This is a genomic window from Oceanimonas pelagia (assembly GCF_030849025.1).
Lineage (GTDB): Bacteria > Pseudomonadota > Gammaproteobacteria > Enterobacterales > Aeromonadaceae > Oceanimonas > Oceanimonas pelagia.
Genome location: NZ_CP118224.1, coordinates 912,009 through 933,232 on the forward strand (window position 1 = coordinate 912,009; position 21,224 = coordinate 933,232).

General features: G+C 59.0%; 16 protein-coding genes. 13 read left to right on the forward strand and 3 right to left on the reverse strand.

Annotated features, from left to right (window positions below):
• The first annotated feature begins 17 nt into the window (after positions 1 to 17).
• The 12 genes from PU634_RS04260 to PU634_RS04315 all read left to right on the forward strand — a co-directional run bounded on the left by PU634_RS04260 (position 18) and on the right by PU634_RS04315 (position 16,257).
• On the forward strand, positions 18 to 1,991 hold the full coding sequence (locus tag PU634_RS04260) for an LTA synthase family protein (RefSeq protein WP_306762821.1): 1,974 nt from the start codon (positions 18 to 20) through the stop codon (positions 1,989 to 1,991).
• A gap of 55 nt (positions 1,992 to 2,046) precedes the next feature.
• Positions 2,047 to 2,544 (forward strand): peptidylprolyl isomerase, encoded by a 498-nt coding sequence (locus PU634_RS04265; protein WP_306762822.1) that lies wholly within the window; start codon positions 2,047 to 2,049, stop codon positions 2,542 to 2,544.
• Positions 2,545 to 2,631: 87 nt separating this feature from the next.
• Positions 2,632 to 3,372, forward strand: a complete 741-nt coding sequence (lpxH, locus tag PU634_RS04270) for a UDP-2,3-diacylglucosamine diphosphatase (protein WP_306762823.1) — start codon at positions 2,632 to 2,634, stop codon at positions 3,370 to 3,372.
• Positions 3,369 to 3,743 carry a diacylglycerol kinase gene (locus PU634_RS04275; RefSeq protein WP_306762824.1) on the forward strand — a complete coding sequence of 125 codons (375 nt, stop codon included), beginning with the start codon at positions 3,369 to 3,371 and terminating at the stop codon, positions 3,741 to 3,743. Before lpxH ends, PU634_RS04275 begins: the two co-directional genes overlap by 4 nt.
• Positions 3,744 to 4,037: 294 nt before the next feature.
• Positions 4,038 to 5,249, forward strand: a complete 1,212-nt coding sequence (locus PU634_RS04280) for a M24 family metallopeptidase (protein ID WP_306762825.1) — start codon at positions 4,038 to 4,040, stop codon at positions 5,247 to 5,249.
• A gap of 130 nt (positions 5,250 to 5,379) precedes the next feature.
• On the forward strand, positions 5,380 to 7,023 hold the full coding sequence (locus PU634_RS04285) for a BCCT family transporter (RefSeq protein ID WP_306762826.1): 1,644 nt from the start codon (positions 5,380 to 5,382) through the stop codon (positions 7,021 to 7,023).
• Complete coding sequence (locus PU634_RS04290; protein ID WP_306762827.1) at positions 7,024 to 7,788, forward strand: creatininase; 765 nt, start codon at positions 7,024 to 7,026, stop codon at positions 7,786 to 7,788. It begins immediately after the preceding gene.
• A gap of 73 nt (positions 7,789 to 7,861) precedes the next feature.
• The gene (asnS, locus tag PU634_RS04295; RefSeq protein WP_306762828.1) at positions 7,862 to 9,259 is read left to right on the forward strand and encodes an asparagine--tRNA ligase; all 1,398 of its coding nucleotides are present in this window, start codon (positions 7,862 to 7,864) and stop codon (positions 9,257 to 9,259) included.
• A 110-nt stretch (positions 9,260 to 9,369) separates the two neighbouring features.
• On the forward strand, positions 9,370 to 11,121 hold the full coding sequence (locus tag PU634_RS04300) for a BCCT family transporter (protein WP_306762829.1): 1,752 nt from the start codon (positions 9,370 to 9,372) through the stop codon (positions 11,119 to 11,121).
• A gap of 340 nt (positions 11,122 to 11,461) precedes the next feature.
• A complete protein-coding gene (locus tag PU634_RS04305) occupies positions 11,462 to 12,673 on the forward strand; it encodes a M24 family metallopeptidase (RefSeq protein ID WP_306762825.1) in 1,212 nt (403 codons plus the stop codon).
• Between the two features lie 304 nt (positions 12,674 to 12,977).
• Positions 12,978 to 14,441 carry a sodium:solute symporter family protein gene (locus PU634_RS04310; protein WP_306762830.1) on the forward strand — a complete coding sequence of 488 codons (1,464 nt, stop codon included), beginning with the start codon at positions 12,978 to 12,980 and terminating at the stop codon, positions 14,439 to 14,441.
• A 235-nt stretch (positions 14,442 to 14,676) separates the two neighbouring features.
• Positions 14,677 to 16,257: a methyl-accepting chemotaxis protein gene (locus PU634_RS04315; protein WP_306762831.1), complete on the forward strand. Its 1,581-nt coding sequence runs from the start codon at positions 14,677 to 14,679 to the stop codon at positions 16,255 to 16,257.
• A 97-nt stretch (positions 16,258 to 16,354) separates the two neighbouring features.
• Here PU634_RS04315 and PU634_RS04320 read toward each other — a convergent pair whose 3' ends face one another.
• Together PU634_RS04320 and PU634_RS04325 are read right to left on the reverse strand one after the other, a co-directional pair.
• A complete protein-coding gene (locus PU634_RS04320) occupies positions 16,355 to 17,593 on the reverse strand; it encodes an NAD(P)/FAD-dependent oxidoreductase (RefSeq protein WP_306762832.1) in 1,239 nt (412 codons plus the stop codon).
• A 209-nt stretch (positions 17,594 to 17,802) separates the two neighbouring features.
• Positions 17,803 to 19,224 carry a sodium:solute symporter family protein gene (locus PU634_RS04325; RefSeq protein ID WP_306762833.1) on the reverse strand — a complete coding sequence of 474 codons (1,422 nt, stop codon included), beginning with the start codon at positions 19,222 to 19,224 and terminating at the stop codon, positions 17,803 to 17,805.
• 145 nt (positions 19,225 to 19,369) lie between these two features.
• Here PU634_RS04325 and PU634_RS04330 point away from each other — a divergent pair, with 145 nt between their 5' ends.
• Positions 19,370 to 20,311, forward strand: a complete 942-nt coding sequence (locus tag PU634_RS04330) for a LysR family transcriptional regulator (RefSeq protein ID WP_306762834.1) — start codon at positions 19,370 to 19,372, stop codon at positions 20,309 to 20,311.
• A 17-nt stretch (positions 20,312 to 20,328) separates the two neighbouring features.
• Here PU634_RS04330 and PU634_RS04335 read toward each other — a convergent pair whose 3' ends face one another.
• On the reverse strand, positions 20,329 to 21,186 hold the full coding sequence (locus PU634_RS04335) for a LysR substrate-binding domain-containing protein (RefSeq protein ID WP_306762835.1): 858 nt from the start codon (positions 21,184 to 21,186) through the stop codon (positions 20,329 to 20,331).
• Positions 21,187 to 21,224: the final 38 nt, after the last annotated feature.

Sequence of the window (21,224 nt, forward strand, 5' to 3'; positions counted from 1 at the left end):
GCGTTCTGAAGGTAACGATGAGCATATTCAAACAACGGCTGGGCCCGCTGTGGCCCTTTTTCTGCTTTTTTGTACTCGACCTGGGGCTGCTCGGCGCCAGCCGGCTGGGGCTGGCGCTGTGGCAAGCGGGCAGAGTGACCGGCGCCGAGGGCTGGGGCCCGGTGCTGCTGCAGGGGCTGCGGGTGGATGTGTCCACTCTGTGCTGGCTGTTTGGCGTGCCGGCGGTGTTCACCCTGCTGCTGGCCGGCAAACATGGCCCCGGCCGCGCCTGGCAGTGGCTGATGCGGGTGTGGCTGACCGCAGGCACCGGCCTGCTGCTGTTGCTGGAGCTGGCCACGCCGGCCTTTATCAACACCTATGATCTGCGCCCCAACCGGCTGTTTATTGAATACCTCATCTACCCGAAGGAGGTGTTCGGCATGCTGTGGCAGGGCCACCTGGCGGCGCTGGTGCTGGCGGGCGTGCTGGTGCCGGCGGCGGCATGGGCGCTGTGGCGCTGGTCGGGCCGGCTGTGCCGCCACCTAAGCCTGCCCGCCTGGTACTGGCGGCCGGTGCTGGCCCTGCTGGTGCTGGCGCTGGGGCTGCTTGGCGGCCGCTCCACCCTGGGACACCGCGGGCTGAACCCGGCGCTGGTGGCGTTTTCTACCGATCCGCTGGTCAATGCTCTGGTGCTGAACTCCGCCTATTCGGTGGGCTTTGCGCTCAAACAGCTGGGCAAGGAGGAAAGCGCGGCCTCCCTTTATGGCCGCATGGACCGACAGGAGTTGCTCGATACCTTATATCAGGCTCAGGGGCGGCCGGCGCAGGATTATGTCTCCGCCGCGCTGCCGAGCCTGACCCACAACACCGCCAGCTACCGGGGCAAGCCCAGGAACCTGGTGATCATTCTGGAAGAAAGTCTGGGCGCTCAGTTTGTAGGCTCGCTCGGCGGCCTGCCGCTGACCCCGGAGTTCGACAAACTGGCGCAACAGGGCTGGCTGTTTGAGCAGCTCTATGCCACCGGCACCCGCTCGGTGCGCGGCATAGAAGCGGTGATCAGCGGTTTTACCCCCACGCCGTCCCGGGCCGTGGTCAAGCTCGACAAGAGCCAGGCCGGCTTTTTTACCCTGGCGCAATTGCTGCACGAGCGGGGTTACCACACCCGGTTCATCTATGGCGGTGAGAGTCATTTCGACAACATGGCCAGCTTCTTCCTCGGCAACGGCTTTGAGCACATAGTGGATCAGCGGGATTTCGAGTCACCGGCCTTTGAGGGCGCCTGGGGCGTGAGTGACGAGGATCTGTTTGCCCGGGCGCATCAGGAATTTGAGCGGCTGCACGACGACGGCAAACCCTTTTTCAGCCTGGTGTTCAGCTCCAGCAACCACGATCCCTTTGAGTTTCCCGACGATCGCATCGAGCTCTATGAGCAGCCCAAGGCCACCCGCAACAACGCCGCCAAATACGCCGACTATGCTCTGGGCCGGTTCTTTGAGCGGGCGCGGCAGTCGGACTACTGGCACGATACCCTGTTCCTGGTGGTGGCGGATCACGACTCGCGCACTTATGGTCCCGAGCTGGTGCCGGTGCCGCACTTTCGGGTGCCGGCCCTGCTGCTGGGTGAGGGCATCAGGCCCCGGCGCGACCACCGGCTGGTGAGCCAGATAGATCTGCCGCCCACCCTGTTGTCGCTGGCCGGCATCGACAGCGACAACCCCATGCTGGGGCAGGATCTGACGCAATATTCCCCCAACCGGGCGCTGATGCAGTTCGATCAGAATTTCGCCCTGCTGAAGGGCAGCGACATGGTGGTGCTGCAACCGGAGCAGGACGCCCTCGGCTTTCGCTATGATGCCGGCGGGCAGCAGCTCACCCCGGCGCCGGTGAACGCCGGGCTGGCGCACCAGGCCAGGGCCTATGCGCTGTGGGGCAGCCTGGCCTACCAGCAAGGGCTGTACCGGCTGCCCGCTGGGCGCTTTATCGCCGGCCAGGCAGGGGCGGGGGTTCGCTAACGCCGCCGCTTGCGCTAAACTCGGCAACTGAACTCAAATACTCGGAAACATGAACATGGTCACACTGCATACTACCTACGGCGACATTACCCTTAACCTGTTTGCCGACAAGGCCCCGGAAACCGTTGCCAACTTTCTGCAATACTGCCGCGACGGTCACTACGACAACACCCTGTTCCACCGGGTGATTGACGGTTTCATGATTCAGGGCGGCGGCTACGGCCCCGGTTTTGAAGAAAAGGAAACCCGTGCCGCCATCAAGAACGAAGCCGACAATGGCCTGAGCAACAAGGTGGGCACCATTGCCATGGCCCGCACCATGGAGCCTCACTCCGCCACCGCCCAGTTCTTTATCAACGTCAACGATAACGACTTTCTGAACTTCAAGTCTGCCACCACTCAGGGCTACGGCTACTGCGTGTTTGGCGAAGTGAGCGAAGGCATGGACGTGGTCAACAAGATCAAGGGCGTGGCCACCGGCACCCGCGGCTACATGCATCAGGATGTACCGGTCGACGACGTGCTGATCACCGGCGTGACCGTCAGCGAATAAGGCGTTCCCGTTATTGCCTTGCAATGCCCGCCCCGGCGGGCATTGTTGTGTTTGGAAGCGGACGGTGTGATACCGGATAGTTGATTAATGCCCCATACCCTGTTTATTGCCGATTTGCACCTGAGTGCCGGCCGGCCCGATATTACCGCTGCCTTTCTGCACTTTATGGAGCACGAAGCCCCCGAGGCCGATGCCCTGTATGTGCTGGGGGATCTGTTTGAATTCTGGATTGGCGACGACGAGCCGAGCACACTGAACCGGCAGGTGGCGGCAGCGTTCCGGATCTGCCGCGAAGGTGGCACGCCGGTGTATTACATTCACGGCAACCGGGATTTCATGCTCGGCCGGCGTTTTGCCGCCGAGGCGGGCATGACGCTGCTGCCTGAACACAAGGTCATTGACCTGTATGGCGAGCCGGCCCTCATCATGCACGGCGACACCCTGTGCACCGATGACGCCGGCTATCAGCGTTTCCGGCGCATCACCCGGCTTGGCTGGCTGCAATGGCTGTTTCTGCGCCTGCCGCTGCAAAAGCGGCTGAAAATCGCCGACGGCATTCGCGGCAGAAGCGCCCGGTCCAAACAGGAAAAGAGCGTCACCATCATGGACGTAAACCAGGCCGAGGTGGAACGGCAAATGCGCCGGGCCGGGGTACGGCGGCTGATCCACGGCCATACCCACAGGCCCGCCGTTCATGACTTTGAGCTGGACGGCCGGCCGGTGCAGCGGCTGGTGCTGGGCGACTGGTACACCCAGGGCAGCGTGCTGCGCATTGGCCCTGATAATACCGAGCTGCAACGCCGTGAACTGAACAAGGACATGCCATGAAACCGGGCAAAACCGGACTGAAACGAGTGATTGCGGCCCTGGGTTATTCCCGCCAGGGGCTGGCGAGCGCCTGGCGCTTTGAGGCGGCCTTTCGTCAGGAATGCATGCTGGCGCTGGTGCTGGTGCCGGTTGCCCTCTGGCTGGAGCTGGGCCTGAGCGAAACCCTGTGGCTGGTGGTAAGCCTGATGCTGGTGCTGGTGGTGGAGCTGCTCAATTCCGCTATCGAGGCGGTGGTGGACCGCATTGGGCCCGAGCATCATGAGCTGGCGGGGCGGGCCAAGGACACCGCCTCGGCGGCGGTGCTGCTGACCCTGTTGCTGGCGGTGTTTGTCTGGGCCATGGTGCTGGGCAGGCATTTTCTGGCGGGCTGAAGCCGCGGCAGGCGGAGCCACACGGAAAGGAGCTTTCGCCAAACGGTATTCATGAATGGTCACAAAGCGGTCCGAAGGGTAAAAATTTTGTGATCATTCTCGCTTTTTGAGCACCTTGCACTGGCGCCCTGGCCATGGAGAGTAACAAGGCATTAACAAGCTTAATGCGCCGATTTAAAGTATTCATTTCTGTTATGGGCGGCCAGCCTCTAGCATCAGGGACATGCGCTAATCAGCCATTCATGGGGCGCAGTTAACAACCCTGTTACCAAGCTAGAAGGAAGGAGCCTTACCATGCAGATGCCCAGCACCCTGACCATTCCCAACGGTGAAAAAGTTCGCGGCATGTTTTCCGAGGCGGAAATGCGGTCGCGCCAGCAGAAACTGCGCCAGTATATGGCCGCCAGCGATGTGGACGCCGTGCTGTTCACCTCCTACCACAACATCAACTACTTCAGCGATTTTGTGTATTGCCGTTTCGGCCGGGATTATGGTCTGGCGGTGACCCAGGACATTCACACCACCATTACCGCCAACATCGACGGCGGCCAGCCCTACCGCCGCAACGCCCTGGGCGACAACCTGGTGTATACCGACTGGCAGAAAGACAACTTCTTCCGCGCCGTGCAGCAGCTGATTGGCGGCGCCAAGCGGGTAGGTGTGGAATTTGACCACCTGAGCCTGCAGAACCTGGACAAGCTCAAGGCGGCGCTGCCGGAAGCCGAGTTCGTGGACATCGGCGTGCCCACCATGAAGATGCGCATGATCAAGTCGGCGGAAGAAATTGCCCTGATCAAGCAGGGTGCCCGGGTGGCCGATGTGGGCGGTGCCGCCATTCGCGACGCCATTGCCGTGGGCGTGCCCGAGTACGAAGTGGCGCTGGCCGGTACTCAGGCCATGGTGCGCGAAATTGCCCGCACTTTCCCCCATGCCGAGCTGATGGACACCTGGGTGTGGTTCCAGTCCGGCATCAACACCGACGGCGCCCACAACCCGGTGACCAGCCGCAAGATTGAAGCCGGCGACATTCTCAGCCTGAACACCTTCCCGATGATCGGCGGTTACTACACCGCGCTGGAGCGGACCCTGTTCAGCGAATACGCCTCCGACCGCCACCTGGAGCTGTGGGAAATCAACTGCAAGGTGCACCGTCGTGGCCTGGAGCTGATCAAGGCCGGCAACCGCTGCTGCGACATTGCCGCCGAGCTGAATGAAATCTTCGCCGAGCACGACGTGCTGCAGTATCGCACCTTTGGTTATGGCCACTCCTTCGGCACCCTGAGCCACTACTACGGCCGTGAAGCGGGCCTGGAGCTGCGGGAAGACATTGAAACCGTGCTGGAGCCGGGCATGGTGGTGTCGATGGAGCCGATGATCATGCTGCCGGAAGGCCTGCCGGGTGCCGGCGGTTACCGCGAGCACGACATTCTGGTGATCAGCGACAGCGGCGTGGAAAACATCACCCGCTTCCCCTTCGGCCCCGAGCACAACATCATCAAGGGCTGATAACAGACAGGCCTGCCCGCAAGGGCAGGCTTTTTTGGTTTTGATGAATACCCGCGATGCAAGGAGAGTCTCGCGGTCTTGGCAACGAGATGTGTCTGCGGCGAATCATCGCCCGGGCATGTTGAAGTTAATGAGAACAGCTGTATTGAGCAGTTCTAAGGAGTTGGACGTTATGGTTCTCAATAGTGGCCCATTGAAGGGCATTAATCCGCACATCATGTTTATTTCCCTGCTGATCACGGTAGGGTTGGTAGGGTTTGCACTGCTGTATCCCGGCCAGTCGGCCTTCCTGGTCGATGCTGTCAGAACGGTGATCACAGTGTCAGCAAACGCCTGGTATGTCATATTGGCAGGCCTGTTCCTGATCTTTTGCGTCGGCATCGCCTTCAGCAAATATGGCAACATCAAGCTGGGTGACGACCATGAAAAGCCGGAATTCGGCTACTTTGCCTGGTTCGCCATGGTGTATGCGGCCGGTCAGGGCATAGGCATTATCTTCTGGTCCATCGCTGAACCCATGTTCCATTTTTCCGGTGGGTCTCCCTTTTCTGCTGCCGTCGGCAACCAGGAAGCGGCCGAATCTGCCATGGCCATCGCCTTCTTTCACTGGGGCTTGAATGCCTGGGCCATCTACTGCGTGGTGGGGCTGTCACTGGCATTTATCTGTTATCGCCTGAAAAAACCGCTGAGTATTCGCTATACCCTTTATCCGCTGTTCGGTGACAAGGTGACCGGTCGCTGGGGCATACTGATCGATGTGATTGCGGTCTTTGCCACCCTGTTTGGTATCGCCACCTCCCTGGGGATGGGCGCGCAGCAAATCAACGCCGGCCTGGCGGAGATTTGGGGCATACCGCAAAGCGAGAATGTTCAGCTGGTGCTGATCTCCGTGATTACCGTCTGTGCGCTGATTTCGGTGCTGACCGGTCTGAAACGCGGAGTGAAATACCTGTCGATTGGCAACATGTGGCTGACGGTGCTGCTGCTGGTGTTCTTTTTTGCCTTCGGTCCCACACTTTATATTCTGAAGACCCTGTTCGGTGTAACCTTTGATTATGTTGCGCAACTGGTCAGCTTCAACATCTACATTGAACCGGCACCAACCGATGCCGATGCCAGCTGGAAGAGCATGTGGCAAGGCTGGTGGACCGTGTTCTACTGGGGCTGGTGGATGTCCTGGGCTCCGTTTGTGGGCGTGTTTGTCGCTCGGGTATCCCGTGGTCGCACAATTCGGGAATTCGTGCTGGGCGTGGTCGGGGTCTCCTCTCTGCTGTCCTTCGTCTGGCTGGCAGCTTACGGCGGCACTGCACTCTACCAGGACCTGTTCAACAACGCCGGTATTGCGGCCGTGGTGAGCAATGATGTGGCCAAGGCATTGTATGCCACCTTCCAGAGCATGGATCTGGGCTATCTGTCTACCCTGGCGATGATCGTCGGCACCATACTGGTGGCCACCTATTTCATCACCTCATCCGACTCCGGCACCTTGGTGCTGACCACCATCATGAGTGAGGGTAATGAACATCCCTTGAACCGTCACCGGGTGGTCTGGGGAATTATGCAGGGCGTGGTGGCCGCCGTGCTGCTGGTGGTGGGAGGCGATGCGGCGCTGAGTTCGCTGCAAACCGCCTCCATTGCCGCCGCCCTGCCGTTCTCCCTGATCATGCTGCTGATGTGTTGTTCCCTGTATATGGGTGTTAAAAGCGAATACAGAAGAATGATCGAGAACAAGGCATATAACACCGTTATTGTTGATTCCAAAGAGGTAAATTAAATGGTTAACCTGGAACTGATGGACTGGCAAAGTTACGCCGCCAAGGTCAAGGATGGTAATAGCGTTATCATGCTGCCGATTGGCGCCATTGAGCAACACGGTCCTCATATGTCGATGAATCCGGATGTGCTGATCCCCAAGGCCATTTCCGAAGGAGTGGCGAAAAAGTCGGACTCCATCCTGGTGGCGCCCCCCATCTCCTACGGCTACAAGTCGCAGGTGAAGTCCGGTGGCGGCAACTTCTTCCCGGGTACCACCTGCATCAACGGCAAGACACTGATCGACGTGGTCAGGGACGTGCTGGTGGCCTATGCCCGCCACGGCAACAGAAAGTTTGTGCTGGTGAACGGCCACTTTGAAAACTCCATGTTTTTGGTGGAAGGCATTGATCTGGCCCTGGAGCACTTGCGCCATGAGGGCATTCAGGCCCAGGTGATGCTGCTGTCCTATTGGGACTATGTGACCAAGGAAACCATTGCAACCGTCTTCCCCGATGGCTTTACCGGCTGGGACGTGGAGCACGGCGGCGTGCTGGAAACATCGCTGATGCTTCATCTTCACCCGGATTGTGTCGACATGGATAAGGTGGTGCATCACCATCCGGCGACCTTTCCGCCTTACGATATCTTCCCGTCAGAGCCCAGTTGGGTGCCATCCTCGGGAACATTGTCATCGGCCAAGAATGCCAGTGAGGAATACGGGAAGTTACTCTTCGATGTGTGTGTCGATGGGATATACGGCTCGGTGTCAGAACGATTTATCTAGATAGGGTTTTCTTTTCTGTAAATACCAACAAGCCACCCAGGGTGGCTTGTTTTTTAATGATGACGGTCAAGTTATGCATACAGCCATTAAGGAAATTAAAAGCCATCGCTACGGTGACGGTGATGCCATTGTGGTAAAGGGGTGGGTCAGAACAAGAAGAGACTCCAAATCCGGAGTGTCATTTATCAATGTTTATGATGGCTCCTGCTTTGAGCCCCTTCAGGTGGTCGCACCCGACAGCCTGAACAACTATGGTACAGAAGTATTGAAACTGACCACGGGATGCTCGTTGATTGTCTCGGGCAGGCTGGTTGAGTCTCATGGTAAACAGCAGGCGCTGGAACTGCGTGCCGAGCAGATCACTGTGGTGGGCTGGGTCGAGGATCCCGAGAGTTACCCGATGTCGCCCAAGCGACACAGCATCGAATACCTGCGTGAACATGCGCACCTGCGGCCAAGAACCAATGTTATTGGCAGCGTGGCCAGGATCAGAAACGCCATTTCCCAGGCGATTCATCGGTTTTTTAGCGAGCAGGGCTTTTTATGGGTGGCCTCACCCATTATCACCGCCTCCGATTGTGAAGGAGCGGGGGAAATGTTCCGGGTCTCTACCCTTGACCTGCAGCAGTTGCCACTGGATGAAAAGGGCGAGGTGGATTTCGACCAGGATTTTTTTGGCAAGGAGGCATTCCTGACCGTATCAGGTCAGCTCAATGCCGAGGCATATGCCTGTGCCCTGAGCAAGGTGTATACCTTTGGGCCGACCTTCAGAGCCGAAAACTCCAATACCAGCCGGCATCTTGCGGAGTTCTGGATGGTCGAGCCGGAAGTGGCTTTTTCGGATTTGGATGAAAGTGCTGCACTTGCCGAGTCCTTGCTGAAGGCGATCTGCCAGGCTGTGCTGAGCGAGCGCCGGGACGATCTGCAATTTCTGTCCGGCTTTGTGGATGCAGATCTGATTGGCAGGCTCGAGACGCTGGTGGGCTCAGACTTTATTCACATCAACTATTCCGATGCTGTGGCCATTCTTGAACAGTCCGGGCGCGAGTTCGAATTTCCCGTGTTTTGGGGGGCGGATCTGTCCTCCGAGCATGAGCGTTATTTAACCGAGCAACACTTCAAAGCCCCCGTGGTGGTAAAGAATTATCCCAAGGACATCAAGTCTTTCTATATGAAGCTGAATGATGATGGCAAAACCGTGGCGGCCATGGATGTGCTGGCGCCGGGCATTGGTGAGATCATCGGCGGTTCCCAGCGAGAACACCGCCTGGATATTCTGGATGCGAGAATCCAAGAGCTTGGCATGAAGCTCGAAGATTATGACTGGTACCGGCAACTCAGGCGCTACGGTACCGTACCACATGCGGGTTTCGGCCTGGGTCTGGAAAGAATGGTGGCTTATGTTACGGGGTTGGGTAATGTCAGAGATACCATTCCTTTTCCACGTACACCGCGTAACGCTAGTTTTTAATCATTGGTGTAAGAAGTTAAAGTATTGAGGCATCGACCCTGGCGGAAATGTTGCTTTAAAGCTCTGGGTGGAGTGTTTTTTAAAATGAATAGGCTAAATGGAATGTGGCAATGAATGACAGTAACAAGGAGGAGTACGGAATGGTAAGTCATAATTCGGCGAACAATCATGCAGGTGCTTGTCAGCATGCCAGTAAGGAGTTGGCTATTCCGCGGGTAATGGGGTCTGACTTGTCAGTGATTAGCAGGTTAATTATTCAAGTGACTCCCCCTGTCGTTATTGTTGCCTTGATTGCCATGGTGTTAAAGAATCCCGAGGGCGTTGCAGATGTTATTTTTGACTTGCGTACCTATGTGACCGGAGGGTTTACCTGGCTATTTATTTTATATTCCGTTTTTGCCGTGGCGGTATGCGGCTGGCTGGTTTTTAGCAAAGTAGGCAAACAGGTGCGATTGGGCGGGCCCGCCGCCAAACCTGAGTACAGTAATTTTGCCTGGTACTCGATGTTATTTGCCTGTGGGCAGGGGGTTGGCTTGATATTCTGGTCAGTCGCCGAGCCGATTATGTTGCGTGATGACAGTCCTGTCGTGCAGGCGGTGGAAGGTGACGTCGCTGCAGGAGGAATTGTATGGACCTATTTCCACTGGGGATTCACTGCCTGGGCCATGTATTGTGTTGTTGCGGTATGTCTGGCTTACTCTCATCATAACCTGGGTAAAACCCTGACATTTCGTGAAGCCACAGTGGATATGTTGCCACCATGGGCTCAAGGGCCGGTTGGCGTGGGGGTTGAACTGTTGGCGATTATGGCAACCGTATTTGGGCTGTCAACGTCTTTTGCTTTTGCTGCCATGCAGTTTACTTCTGGTCTGGGCTCATTTACCTCCATTGATGGTGGTGCCAGCATCTGGTTTTTAGTGATACTTGCTTTGGGGCTTGCGGCTGCCATATCCGCTTTTTTTGGCATTAGTAAAGGCATGAAGCTGATTAGTGAAGCTAACTCGATTTTGAGTATTTTGCTTGTTGTTGCGGCCTTTGTATTTGGCCCAACTCTGTTTATCCTGTCCAATATAACCCAGACTTTCGGCTCATATTTTGACCATTTTATTTCAATGAGCTTCTGGACAGATGCCCCCAGCAGTGCGGAGCCACTGAGTTCCTGGCAGCAGAGCTGGAATGGCTGGTGGACTGTATTTATCTGGTGCTGGGTAATTGCTTTCTCACCTTTTGTTGCCGGGTTTATTGCCCGAATCTCACGCGGTCGTACTCTGCGAGAGTTTGTCGTAGGAGTAACCGTTATACCGTCATTGATTGTAATGATCTGGATTGGTGTGCTGGGTTCTGCCGCTATTTATTATGATGATAAAACCGGTCGTGGAATCTCTGCGGCTATTGGTGAAAATGTGTCCGGCGGACTGTTCGTTATGCTGGAGTCGATTCCTCTGGTTGGCAGTTTGTTGTTGGTGGTGGCCACGGTGTTGGTGGCAACTTATTATGTCACGTCGTTAGATGCCGGAACATATGCGTTGGCAGAGTTTGTTTCGGCACCGAAACGCTCAGGTGCCTGGTTTAGAGTGGCACTGGTTTTAAGTATTGGTGCTGTCGCCACAGTATTGCTGACCATTGGAGGGAGTGATGTAGTGGATACAGTACAGACAGGAACCATTATTGGTGCCTTTCCCTTTTCTATAGTTATCTTGATCATGATTGCCAACATGATAAAGCGGTTACTTGGCAGGGATAGGTCAGTAAAGGAGCTGGAGAAAGTAGTTAATAACCCAGATCCTAAGGTTGCGCTGGAAACTGACAGTAACGGTGATCTTCGAGCCGTTACCAGTGCGGAGCCGGTGACAAACGCTTAGAAGAGCTAAATAAATCACCCTGCCGGGGAGCACATCAGTTGTAACCAGGCAGGGTAATTGTTATTGCGAAGAATTAAATTGGTGATGGCACAATGATATTAACAAGCTTGAGCTTTGTGGTTTATTGATCCTTTCGGTGACAGGCAGGCCCTATTTTAGGGCCAGTCAGATGGCAATTGCATTATTGTGGTTACATCTCATTAACAATATAAATGTCATAATTTAAAGTATTCATTTCTGTTATGGTCGGCCAGGCTCTAGCATCAGGGACATGCGCTAATCAGCCATTTATGGAGCGCAGTTAACAACCCTGTTACCGATATAAGGAAGGAGCCTTACCATGCAGATGCCCAGCACCCTGACCATTCCCAACGGTGAAAAAGTTCGCGGCATGTTTTCCGAAGCGGAAATGCGTTCCCGCCAGCAGAAACTGCGCCAGTATATGGCCGCCAGCGATGTGGACGCCGTGCTGTTCACCTCCTACCACAACATCAACTACTTCAGCGATTTTGTGTATTGCCGTTTCGGCCGGGATTATGGTCTGGCGGTGACCCAGGACATTCACACCACCATTACCGCCAACATCGACGGCGGCCAGCCCTACCGCCGCAACGCCCTGGGCGACAACCTGGTGTATACCGACTGGCAGAAAGACAACTTCTTCCGCGCCGTGCAGCAGCTGATTGGCGGCGCCAAGCGGGTAGGTGTGGAATTTGACCACCTGAGCCTGCAGAACCTCGACAAGCTCAAGGCGGCGCTGCCGGAAGCCGAGTTCGTGGACATCGGCGTGCCCACCATGAAGATGCGCATGATCAAGTCGGCGGAAGAAATAGCCCTGATCAAGCAGGGTGCCCGGGTGGCCGATGTGGGCGGTGCCGCCATTCGCGACGCCATTGCCGTGGGCGTGCCCGAGTACGAAGTGGCGCTGGCCGGTACTCAGGCCATGGTGCGCGAAATTGCCCGCACTTTCCCCCATGCCGAGCTGATGGACACCTGGGTGTGGTTCCAGTCCGGCATCAACACCGACGGCGCCCACAACCCGGTGACCAGCCGCAAGATTGAAGCCGGCGACATTCTCAGCCTGAACACCTTCCCGATGATCGGCGGTTACTACACCGCGCTGGAGCGGACCCTGTTCAGCGAATACGCCTCCGACCGCCACCTGGAGCTGTGGGAAATCAACTGCAAGGTGCACCGCCGTGGCCTGGAGCTGATCAAGGCCGGCAACCGCTGCTGCGACATTGCCGCCGAGCTGAATGAAATCTTCGCCGAGCACGACGTGCTGCAGTACCGCACCTTTGGTTATGGCCACTCCTTCGGCACCCTGAGCCACTACTACGGCCGTGAAGCGGGCCTGGAGCTGCGGGAAGACATTGAAACCGTGCTGGAGCCGGGCATGGTGGTGTCGATGGAGCCGATGATCATGCTGCCGGAAGGCCTGCCGGGTGCCGGCGGTTACCGCGAGCACGACATTCTGGTGATCAGCGACAGCGGTGTGGAAAACATCACCCGCTTCCCCTTCGGCCCCGAGCACAACATCATCAAGGGCTGATAAACGCAGGCTCGCCCGCAGGGGCGAGCCTGATTTTTTTAACGGCAATGAAGGGAATATTGTTGCCGTCCTACTTCTGGTGAGGCCGGCACGCCCGGTGGAATCAGGGACATCAAACCCGCTTCGCAAGAAGCCGCTCAATGAGGTAGAAGTCATGCTAAATGAATCCTGGACCATGGAATGGTTCGTCTATCTGAACGCCATCATTCTTGCCTGGGCCGCCCTGGCCTATGTCTACCGGCAATACGTTCGTAAATCCGGCCATTGATGAACGACACGACCAAACGACCAAAGGGAATTTGTGATGGAAAACTATTCATTTCTGAACTGGGCCCTGCTGCTGGGCTCCTTCGGTGTGCTGATCTTTATCGGCTATCTGTCCAGCCGGGTGGTAAAAGACAGCGATGAAACCGGCTTTCTGGTGGCCGGCCGCAGCCTGGGCCCGTTCGTGGGCGCCGGCACCATAGTGGCCACCGGCTTCAGCGGCTGGGGTTTTATGGGCTCCCCCGGTGTGGCCTATGAGTTCGGCTCGGTGGAAGTGCTGGGCAACTTCTTCTTTGCCCCGGCCATGGTGATTGCGGTGCTGTACTTTGCCCACTTTTTGCGCCGGCGTGCCGAGGAGCTGGGCAGCTGTACCATCCCTGAGTATGTGTCTCAGGTGCACGGCGGCGGCCAGCTGCTGGAGCGTTGGGTCAAGGGCGTGGCAGCCACCATTACCATAGTGCTGCTGCTGGTGTTCCTCACCAGCCAGATCAAGGCGGTGGGTCTGCTGGGGGCGTCCTGGCTGGGGATTGAACTCACCGAAAGCGCCCTGCTGATGATCTCGGTGATCATTCTCTACACCATGCTGGGCGGGCTGGCCGCGGTGGCCTGGACCGACACCCTGATGGTGGCGGGCATGGGCATTGGTGCCCTGGTGATGATGGTGCAAATCTTCACCGACGTGAGCCTGACCGAGATGAGCGAGCGGCTGAACGCCATCGATCCCGAACTGCTTAACCCGAGCACCTCGGCCCCTTACGGTGAGAGCAAGGGCTCGGTATTCCTGGTGCTGCCCTATGCCTTTTTGTTTACCGCCGTGCTGCCCTACATGGCGGTGCGTTTTCTGGCCTTTAAACCGACCGTGAAAATGCACCAGGTGGCCATTTGGGTAGCGCCCATGGGATGCCTGCTGAGTCTGGTACCCATTGTGGGCATGTATGTGCGCATCGCTCACCCCGAGCTGGCGGAAGCGGATCAGGCCATGCCGGTGTATCTGGCGACCTTCCTGCATCCGGCACTGGCGGGGGTGATCACCCTGTTTATTCTGTTCGCCATGAAATCCACCGCCAACTCGCTGCTGCACACGGTGTCGAGCGCCGCGTCCCACGATCTGCGTACCGCGCTGTTTCCCCACAGCAAGGCGTCGGGCGCCCGCATTCTGTGGGTGAACCGCATCTGGGTGGCCATTCTCGGCTTTGTGGGTTTTCTGATGATGCTGTACGCGCCGCCCTTCATGCTGTCGTGGCTGGGCATTCTCGGCTCCGGCACCCTGCTGGCGGTGATGATAGGACCGGTGTTCATCTCCTCCTTCTGGCAGGGCAACGGTTATGGCGCCCTGGCATCCATGCTCACCGGCCTGGTCACCAGCGGCAGCTTCCTGCTGTTTACCGATGTGGGCTGGGTGGAAGGCCCGCTGTATGGCTGTCTGGCGTCTTCTCTTGTCTATGTGACCGTGAGCAGGCTGACACAGGGCGCCCCTGCCGGTGCCGTGGCGCGCAGCTGCTGAGCCCTTGCTGACCTGATGGATCAAAGCCCGGCTTGCCGGGCTTTTTTGCGTGGCCGCGGACGGCTCAGAGAGTTTCGTATGAGTATATTTGTGGGTGTTCCGGATCACATTTTTGTCATCTGCACATGGATAATAACCATTTTTATAATAAGGATATCTGTCTGCCGGCGGCATGCTCACGGGGAATAACGACATCGCCGGCGCCTCATGGACGAGACGACCGGAGATTCATGGAATGCGCAATAATCAGCCCGTTACCGGGCGCAATGTGGAGTTGCCGGACGGCATCAACATTCTGTCCACCACCAGCCCGGACAGCCGGATCACCTATGTGAACCGGGCCTTTACCGAGGTATGCGGCTTTCAGCCCGAGGAGCTGATCGGCCAGCCGCACAACATGATCCGCCACCCGGACATGCCGCCTCAGGCGTTTGCCCATATGTGGCAGACCCTCAAGGCCGGCCGCTCCTGGATGGGGCTGGTCAAGAACCGGTGCAAGAACGGTGATCACTACTGGGTCAGCGCCTATGTTTCTCCCATCGTGCACAACGGTGAGGTGGTGGAATACCAGTCGGTGCGCACCAAGCCGGAGCCCGCCCGGGTCGCGGCGGCGGAGCGGCTTTACGCCCGGTTGCGGGCGGGCAGGCGTCTGGGCTCCCGCTGGGGGCGGCTGGGCCTGACGTTGCGCATGGCGCTGCTGATGCTGCCGCTCACCCTGCTGGCCGGGCTGGGGACGGCGGCGCTGTTTTCCGCCGCCTGGTTGCCGGTGCTGCTGGCAGCGGGGCTGACCGGGGGGCTGTGCATGCTGACTGCGGCGGTGATGCTCTCGCCCCTGCGCCGGCTGGCGGTCCGGGCGCGAAAGCAGGCCGACAACCCCCTCAGCCGGTTGGTTTATACCGGCCGGGAAGACGAGCTGGGGCAGATTGATTTTGCCCTGGCCATGGCACAGGCCGAGTCGGTTGCCCTGCTCGGACGCTTGTCTGACTCGGCTCAGCGCCTGGGCGGTCACAGCGCCGACTTGTTGCAGGAAATGGCCACCGGTCAGCAACTGACCATGCGCCAGCAGGCCGAAACCGAGCAGGTGGCCACCGCCATCAACCAGATGGCCGCCAGCATTCAGCAGGTGGCGTCAAGCGCCCAGCAGGCTGCCACCGCTGCCGAGCAGGCAAGGCAGGACAGCCGCGCCGGCCAGCGTCTGGTGGCCGGCACCAGCGAGTCCATTCACGCGCTGGATGACGAAATCCGGGAAGCGAGCCGCGTGATTCGAGAGCTGGAAAGCCATGGCCAGAGTATTTCCACCATTCTGGAAGTGATTCGGGGCATTGCCGAGCAGACCAACCTGCTGGCGCTCAATGCCGCCATTGAGGCGGCCCGGGCCGGTGAGCAGGGCCGGGGCTTTGCGGTGGTGGCCGACGAGGTGCGCAGCCTGGCGGGCCGCACCAGCGAGTCGACCACGGACATTCAGAACATGATAAGCCAGCTGCAGCAGGGCACCCGCCTGGCGGTGTCGGTGATGGAGCGCAGCCGGGAGCAGGCCCGGCACTGCGTGGATCATGCCCGGCAGGCGGCGGGCGCGCTGGATGGCATCGATCAGCGGGTGCAGGAAATTTCCGAAATGAACATGTGCATCGCCACCGCGGTGGAGCAGCAAAGCGCGGTCAGCGAGGATATCAACCGGGGCGTTGACACCATACGCGACGCCGCCGAGCACCAGGTGGCCACCGGCCGGCACAACCGTCAGCGCTGCGACCGGGTGGCGGAACTGGCCGAGGGGCTGAACGAGCTGTCACGCCAGCTCTGGCTGCGGCGGACCTGAGCGCCAGTGGATACAGGCGGCATCAAGGGGAGATCAGGCACTGTGTGCCCTTAACCCGGCTGGTGATTGTTACCGGCTTGACGGAGTCCCGGCTAGCTTACAGAAAACGCGCGGGCGAGAGCTCAGAGTGCAGCTTGTCCGTCTGCCGGCCTGCCACGCAGTCGGCTACCAGCCGGCCGGTAATGGCGGCCAGGGTCAGGCCCAGGTGGCCATGGCCAAAGGCCAGTATGATGCGTTTGTGTTGCGGTAACCCGCCTATCACCGGCAGGGAGTCCGGCGTGCTGTGGCGCACCCCCATCCACTGTGACGACACCGACACCGGCTGGCCAAACAGGCTGGCGGCCCATTCCTGCATGTGTCGGTAGCGGCGCTGCGCGGCGGGGGCATCGGGCCGGGCAAACTGGGTGGTGCCGGCGATGCGAATGCCCTGGTCCATGGGAGTGGCGTAAAAGTAGCGGGAAAGCCAGCCCACGGGCCGGTTCAGCGCCACCTGTTGCCGGTCCAGCATCAGGTGATAACCCCGCTCACTGACCACGGGCAGGTTCACGCCAAGGGGGGCCAGCAGTGCCTGGTTGCCCAGGCCGGCACAGAGCACGACGGCATCGGCACCGAGTGTCTGGCCGCCGGTCAGCACCTGCACCCCGTTTTCGACCGGCTCAAGCCGGTCCAGCGGCGACGGTACATATTCCAGCCCCCGCTGCTGCAACTGCCGGAACAGCCGGACACAGAGACCTTGCGGATCGCGCAAGGACCAGGTGTTGGAATACCAGAGCCCGCCGGTCAGGCCCTGCGCGTTCAGCGCCGGCTCCAGTGCCAGCACGGCCTTCGGTGCCAGCGCCTCGCAGGCCACGCCATCCCGCCGCTTGGCGTTGGCCAGGGCAGCCAGTTGCTGCTCCGTTATCGCCGAATCGCGAAAGATCTGCAGGCAACCGGTTTGCTGGTACAGCCCGGGCGAGTTCAGGCTCTCCAGCAGGTCTTTTTGCAGTGCCGTCCCCCTTGAAACCAGGTCCACCAGGGTTTGCTTGTTGTTGTTGAAGGCCTCGCTGGTCATGGCCTGCAGAAAGCGCCGGCCAAAGCCGCCGAGGGCGGCCAGGTAGCGGGGCTCCACCGACAGTGCGGGCTGGCGGCGGGTCAGCTCCCGCAGCATGGCGCGCAGGCTGTCGGGGTTGGACAACGGCATGGTGGCATAGTCGGCGATGAGCCCGGCATTGCCGGCAGAGGTGCCGGATCCGGGGGCGTTGGCGTCCAGCAGGGTCACCCGGCAGCCCTGCTCCAGCAGGGCGTTGCAAACGGCCAGCCCCACAATGCCGGCGCCGGCCACAATAATATGTTGCATGGTAAATCAACCACTCTAATGAACCGAAGAAGAGGACGTTCCGGCCGGGCGCGCCGGCCGGTTCACGAGTCCGGACGAGGTGGGGGAGTGCTTCCCCCTGCCGGTCAGTGGTCCTGGTAAAAGCGGTAAGACATGACCCCCACCGCCAGCGCGGTCAGAATGCAAATGGCGGATGTGGCATAAATAACGAGTTCAAACCAGTGCATAACTCAGCTCCTTGCCCAGTCGTTGGCGGTGTGCAGCTTGCCCCGACGGGACTTGCAGATGTGGTAGATGATAAAGAAGGTCAGCAGGTTGGCGGAGACGCCGGCTACCAGCGCCGAGAGCCCGGTGACGTCGGCCAGTGGCCAGGGGCCCCATTTCCACACCAGGGTGATCAGGGCACCGGCGAGAATGGCGCCGATGGCCGATTTGCTGCATTTCAGATCCAGCAGCACACCCAGCACAAAGGGCACCAGAATGGTGGGGGCCCACAGAGAGTAGCTGAGCAGCAGGGCGTCGATAATGGAGGTGGCATAAAGGGCAAACACTATGGCACCGGCGCCGATCAGCAGGTTCATCAGGCGTTCAATCCACAGCTTTTTCCGTTCATCCACCTCGGGGTTGATAAAGCCCTGGTAGATATCCCGTACAAAGATCACCGTGGCCGAGTTGAGGTAGGAATCGGCGGTCGACATCACCACCGCCAGCAGTGAGGCGAGCACCAGGCCGGTAATGCCCAGGGGCAGGGCGCTACGGATCAGCTCGGGCATGGCCAGATCCGGGCTGATGTTCGGGTAGAGAATAAAGGCAACCAGGCCAATGGTGGAGCTGACGAAGTAAAACAAAAAGCCGAACAGCCCGGAGATGGTATAGCCAATTTTGGCATGGCGGGAGTCCGGGGCCGACAGCGCCCGCTGGGTATAGGGAGGCACCAGGGTCTCACCCAGCAAAAAGGCGATAAACAGGCTCAGGAACATGCCCGGGCCGTAATCGCCCATGATGCTGAAATGGCCCTCGGGCAGGCGGGCGATCAGGGCTTCGGCACCGCCCACTTCATGCACCCCAATCAGCAGGGTTACCGGCATAAAGATGGCCAGCATCAAAAACTGCACCACGTCGGTCTGGATTACCGCCCACATGCCGCCGATGGTGGAATACAGCAACACCACCCCCATGCCCAGCAAAATGCCGGTGGTGATATCGATACCGAGAATGGCGTTGAACACGGTACCCACGGCCAGGGCCTGGGCACCCAGAATACCCACGCAGAAAATCAGTGAAAAGATACCGGTGATCAGCCGGGAGTAGCGACCGAAGTGGTATTCCATGATATCCCCCACGGTCTGGGCGCCGATATAGCGCTTCAGCCGGGGAGCGATGAAGATGCCGGTCAGCACGGTGGCGATGGGAAAAGCGCTGGCGGCAAACATAAAGGCATAGCCGTGATCAAAGGCCTGGCCGGCCCGGCCCATGGAGGCGCCGCCACCGAGAAAAGAGGCGGCCAGGGTGGCAAACAGCACGGGCCAGATGATGCGGTTGCCGGCCACGGCAAAGTCGTCGCTGGAATTGACCTTTTTGATACTTCGGTAACCTATGTACCCCAGCAGTATGAAGTAAGCCAACAGGCCTGCTACGTCCAGGTAATGCATAACAATCTCCTACGTCCGTTGTTTGTTGCGAGAGTGTACCGATTATGTTAATCGTGAGGCCATAAAATCAAATAATGCTTTTTGATGAATGTATAAATGAAATTTGTACCCAGCTGGCATGAACAAGGACGCGGAGAAAGTTGCCATGAACCCCAAGGTCAATGCGAAACAACTGCACATTTTTCAGGAGGTGATCCGCAGTGGCAGCATCAGCAAGGCGGCACGCCGGCTGGGGCTGACACAGCCGGCCGTGAGCACCGCCATAGCCAACCTCGAAAGTGACATGGGGTTTATGCTGTTCCGGCGTAATCACTACGGCACCGAGATGACCGCAGAAGCCAAATCCTTTTCCGAGGGAGTGGAGCGTGCGCTCAAGGCCCTGAACAACCTGGAAGAGCTGGCATCAGATCTGAAGCACGGCCGCACCGGCAAGCTGCAGATTGGCTGCATGCCGGGCATGGCCACCCTGGCGCCCGCCATGGTGGCGGCCTTTATGGGCCATAACCCCGGGGTCAAGCTGTCGCTGCAGACCTTTCCGTCGGGCAAGGTGGAGGAGTGGGTGGCCGGGGGGCACTTTGATCTGGGGATAGTGGAAAAACCCCAGGCCAAAAACGAGCTGGAAATCTGGCCCTACCGTTTTCGCATGTTGTGCGCGCTGCCGGCGGGCTCACCCCTGGCGGAGCGGCGGGAAATCACCATTGACGATCTGGAAGGGCGGCCCCTGATCACCCTGGGGGACGGCCATCAGAGCACCATGCAGCTGCGCAGCCTGGCCCACCGGCACAACCTGGCCCTCAACGTGGTGGCCGAAACCCAGCTGTTTCCGTCGGCCATGGGCCTGGTCGACGCCGGCGTCGGTTATACCCTGATCGACCCCATTACCGCCATGGAATACGGCAAGCGCCATGACTGCTCCGTGGTGCTGCGGCCGTTTGCGCCTCGGGTGGAGTTTGAAGTGGCCATTATTCTGCCGCGCTTTCACCTGACGTCACGGTTGTGCCAGCGCTTTCATGCCGCATTGAAGGCAGAGTTCGACGCCATGGCGGCGCGCTTTGCCTCGGCCGGGCAGGAGGCGGAACGGAACTGAAGCGTCCCGCTTCCGGCTCAGAGCGCCTTCAGCCCCTGCCGGAGGTAGTCGAGCAGCATATGGCCGGCGGAGGTGAGTTCGTTGGCGTCGTAACAAAAGCCGATGGATACGCTGCCCAGATCCGGGCAGTGGGCAAAGCTGGACGAGGCTTCCAGCCCCTCGGGCACGGTGCTCTTGGACAGCACGCTGATGCCGAGACCCGCCTTGATGGCGGAGTGAATGCCCAGCAGGCTGGAGGTGCTGTATACCACGCGCCAGGGCAGGTTGGCACGGGTGAGGGCATTGATAATGGATTTGCGGTACAGACAACCCTTGGGATAGAGAATGAGCGGCAGGGGCGCATCCGGCGACAGCATGATGTTGCTGTTGCGCACCCACACCAGGGGCTCGGTAATGTAGTCGGTCAGTTGCGGGTGCTGCGGCCGGCTTTCTTCAATGGCCATCACCAGATCGTAGGCGCCTTTCTTGTAGTCACTGAGCAGGTTGGCACTGATGTCGCTGCTTACATCCAGGGTGACGCCCGGATAGGCCTGGGAGAAACGCCCCAGGGTGGTGGCCAGAAACGACACCTCAAAGTCGTTGGGAATGCCCAGGCGCACCGAGCCGCTCACCCTGGGGGTGCCCAGGCGGGAGATCAGGCCGTCGTTGAGCTCTAGCATTTTCTGGGCGCAGCTCAGCAGCAGCTGGCCTTCTTCGGTTAGCTGCAGGCCCTGGCCCCGGTTGAACAGCTTGACGTCAAGCAGCTCTTCCAGCCGCTTCATCTGCAGGCTTACGGCGGGCTGGGAGCGGCCGAGCCGCTCGCCGGCCTGGGTGAAGCCTCCCAGCTGGTTGATGGTGACAAAGGTACGCAGCAAATCCGTGGGCAGGTTCTTCATGCTGGAAAATTCACTATTTAAAAGTTTAATGCATTTAT

Coding starts and splice junctions, on each gene's coding strand:
- PU634_RS04260 (WP_306762821.1), top strand. CDS start 18: ATGAGCATATTCAAACAACGGCTGGGCCCGCTGTGGCCCTTTTTCTGC.
- PU634_RS04265 (WP_306762822.1), top strand. CDS start 2,047: ATGGTCACACTGCATACTACCTACGGCGACATTACCCTTAACCTGTTT.
- lpxH (WP_306762823.1), top strand. CDS start 2,632: ATGCCCCATACCCTGTTTATTGCCGATTTGCACCTGAGTGCCGGCCGG.
- PU634_RS04275 (WP_306762824.1), top strand. CDS start 3,369: ATGAAACCGGGCAAAACCGGACTGAAACGAGTGATTGCGGCCCTGGGT.
- PU634_RS04280 (WP_306762825.1), top strand. CDS start 4,038: ATGCAGATGCCCAGCACCCTGACCATTCCCAACGGTGAAAAAGTTCGC.
- PU634_RS04285 (WP_306762826.1), top strand. CDS start 5,380: ATGAGAACAGCTGTATTGAGCAGTTCTAAGGAGTTGGACGTTATGGTT.
- PU634_RS04290 (WP_306762827.1), top strand. CDS start 7,024: ATGGTTAACCTGGAACTGATGGACTGGCAAAGTTACGCCGCCAAGGTC.
- asnS (WP_306762828.1), top strand. CDS start 7,862: ATGCATACAGCCATTAAGGAAATTAAAAGCCATCGCTACGGTGACGGT.
- PU634_RS04300 (WP_306762829.1), top strand. CDS start 9,370: ATGAATGACAGTAACAAGGAGGAGTACGGAATGGTAAGTCATAATTCG.
- PU634_RS04305 (WP_306762825.1), top strand. CDS start 11,462: ATGCAGATGCCCAGCACCCTGACCATTCCCAACGGTGAAAAAGTTCGC.
- PU634_RS04310 (WP_306762830.1), top strand. CDS start 12,978: ATGGAAAACTATTCATTTCTGAACTGGGCCCTGCTGCTGGGCTCCTTC.
- PU634_RS04315 (WP_306762831.1), top strand. CDS start 14,677: ATGCGCAATAATCAGCCCGTTACCGGGCGCAATGTGGAGTTGCCGGAC.
- PU634_RS04320 (WP_306762832.1), bottom strand. CDS start 17,593: ATGCAACATATTATTGTGGCCGGCGCCGGCATTGTGGGGCTGGCCGTT.
- PU634_RS04325 (WP_306762833.1), bottom strand. CDS start 19,224: ATGCATTACCTGGACGTAGCAGGCCTGTTGGCTTACTTCATACTGCTG.
- PU634_RS04330 (WP_306762834.1), top strand. CDS start 19,370: ATGAACCCCAAGGTCAATGCGAAACAACTGCACATTTTTCAGGAGGTG.
- PU634_RS04335 (WP_306762835.1), bottom strand. CDS start 21,186: ATGAAGAACCTGCCCACGGATTTGCTGCGTACCTTTGTCACCATCAAC.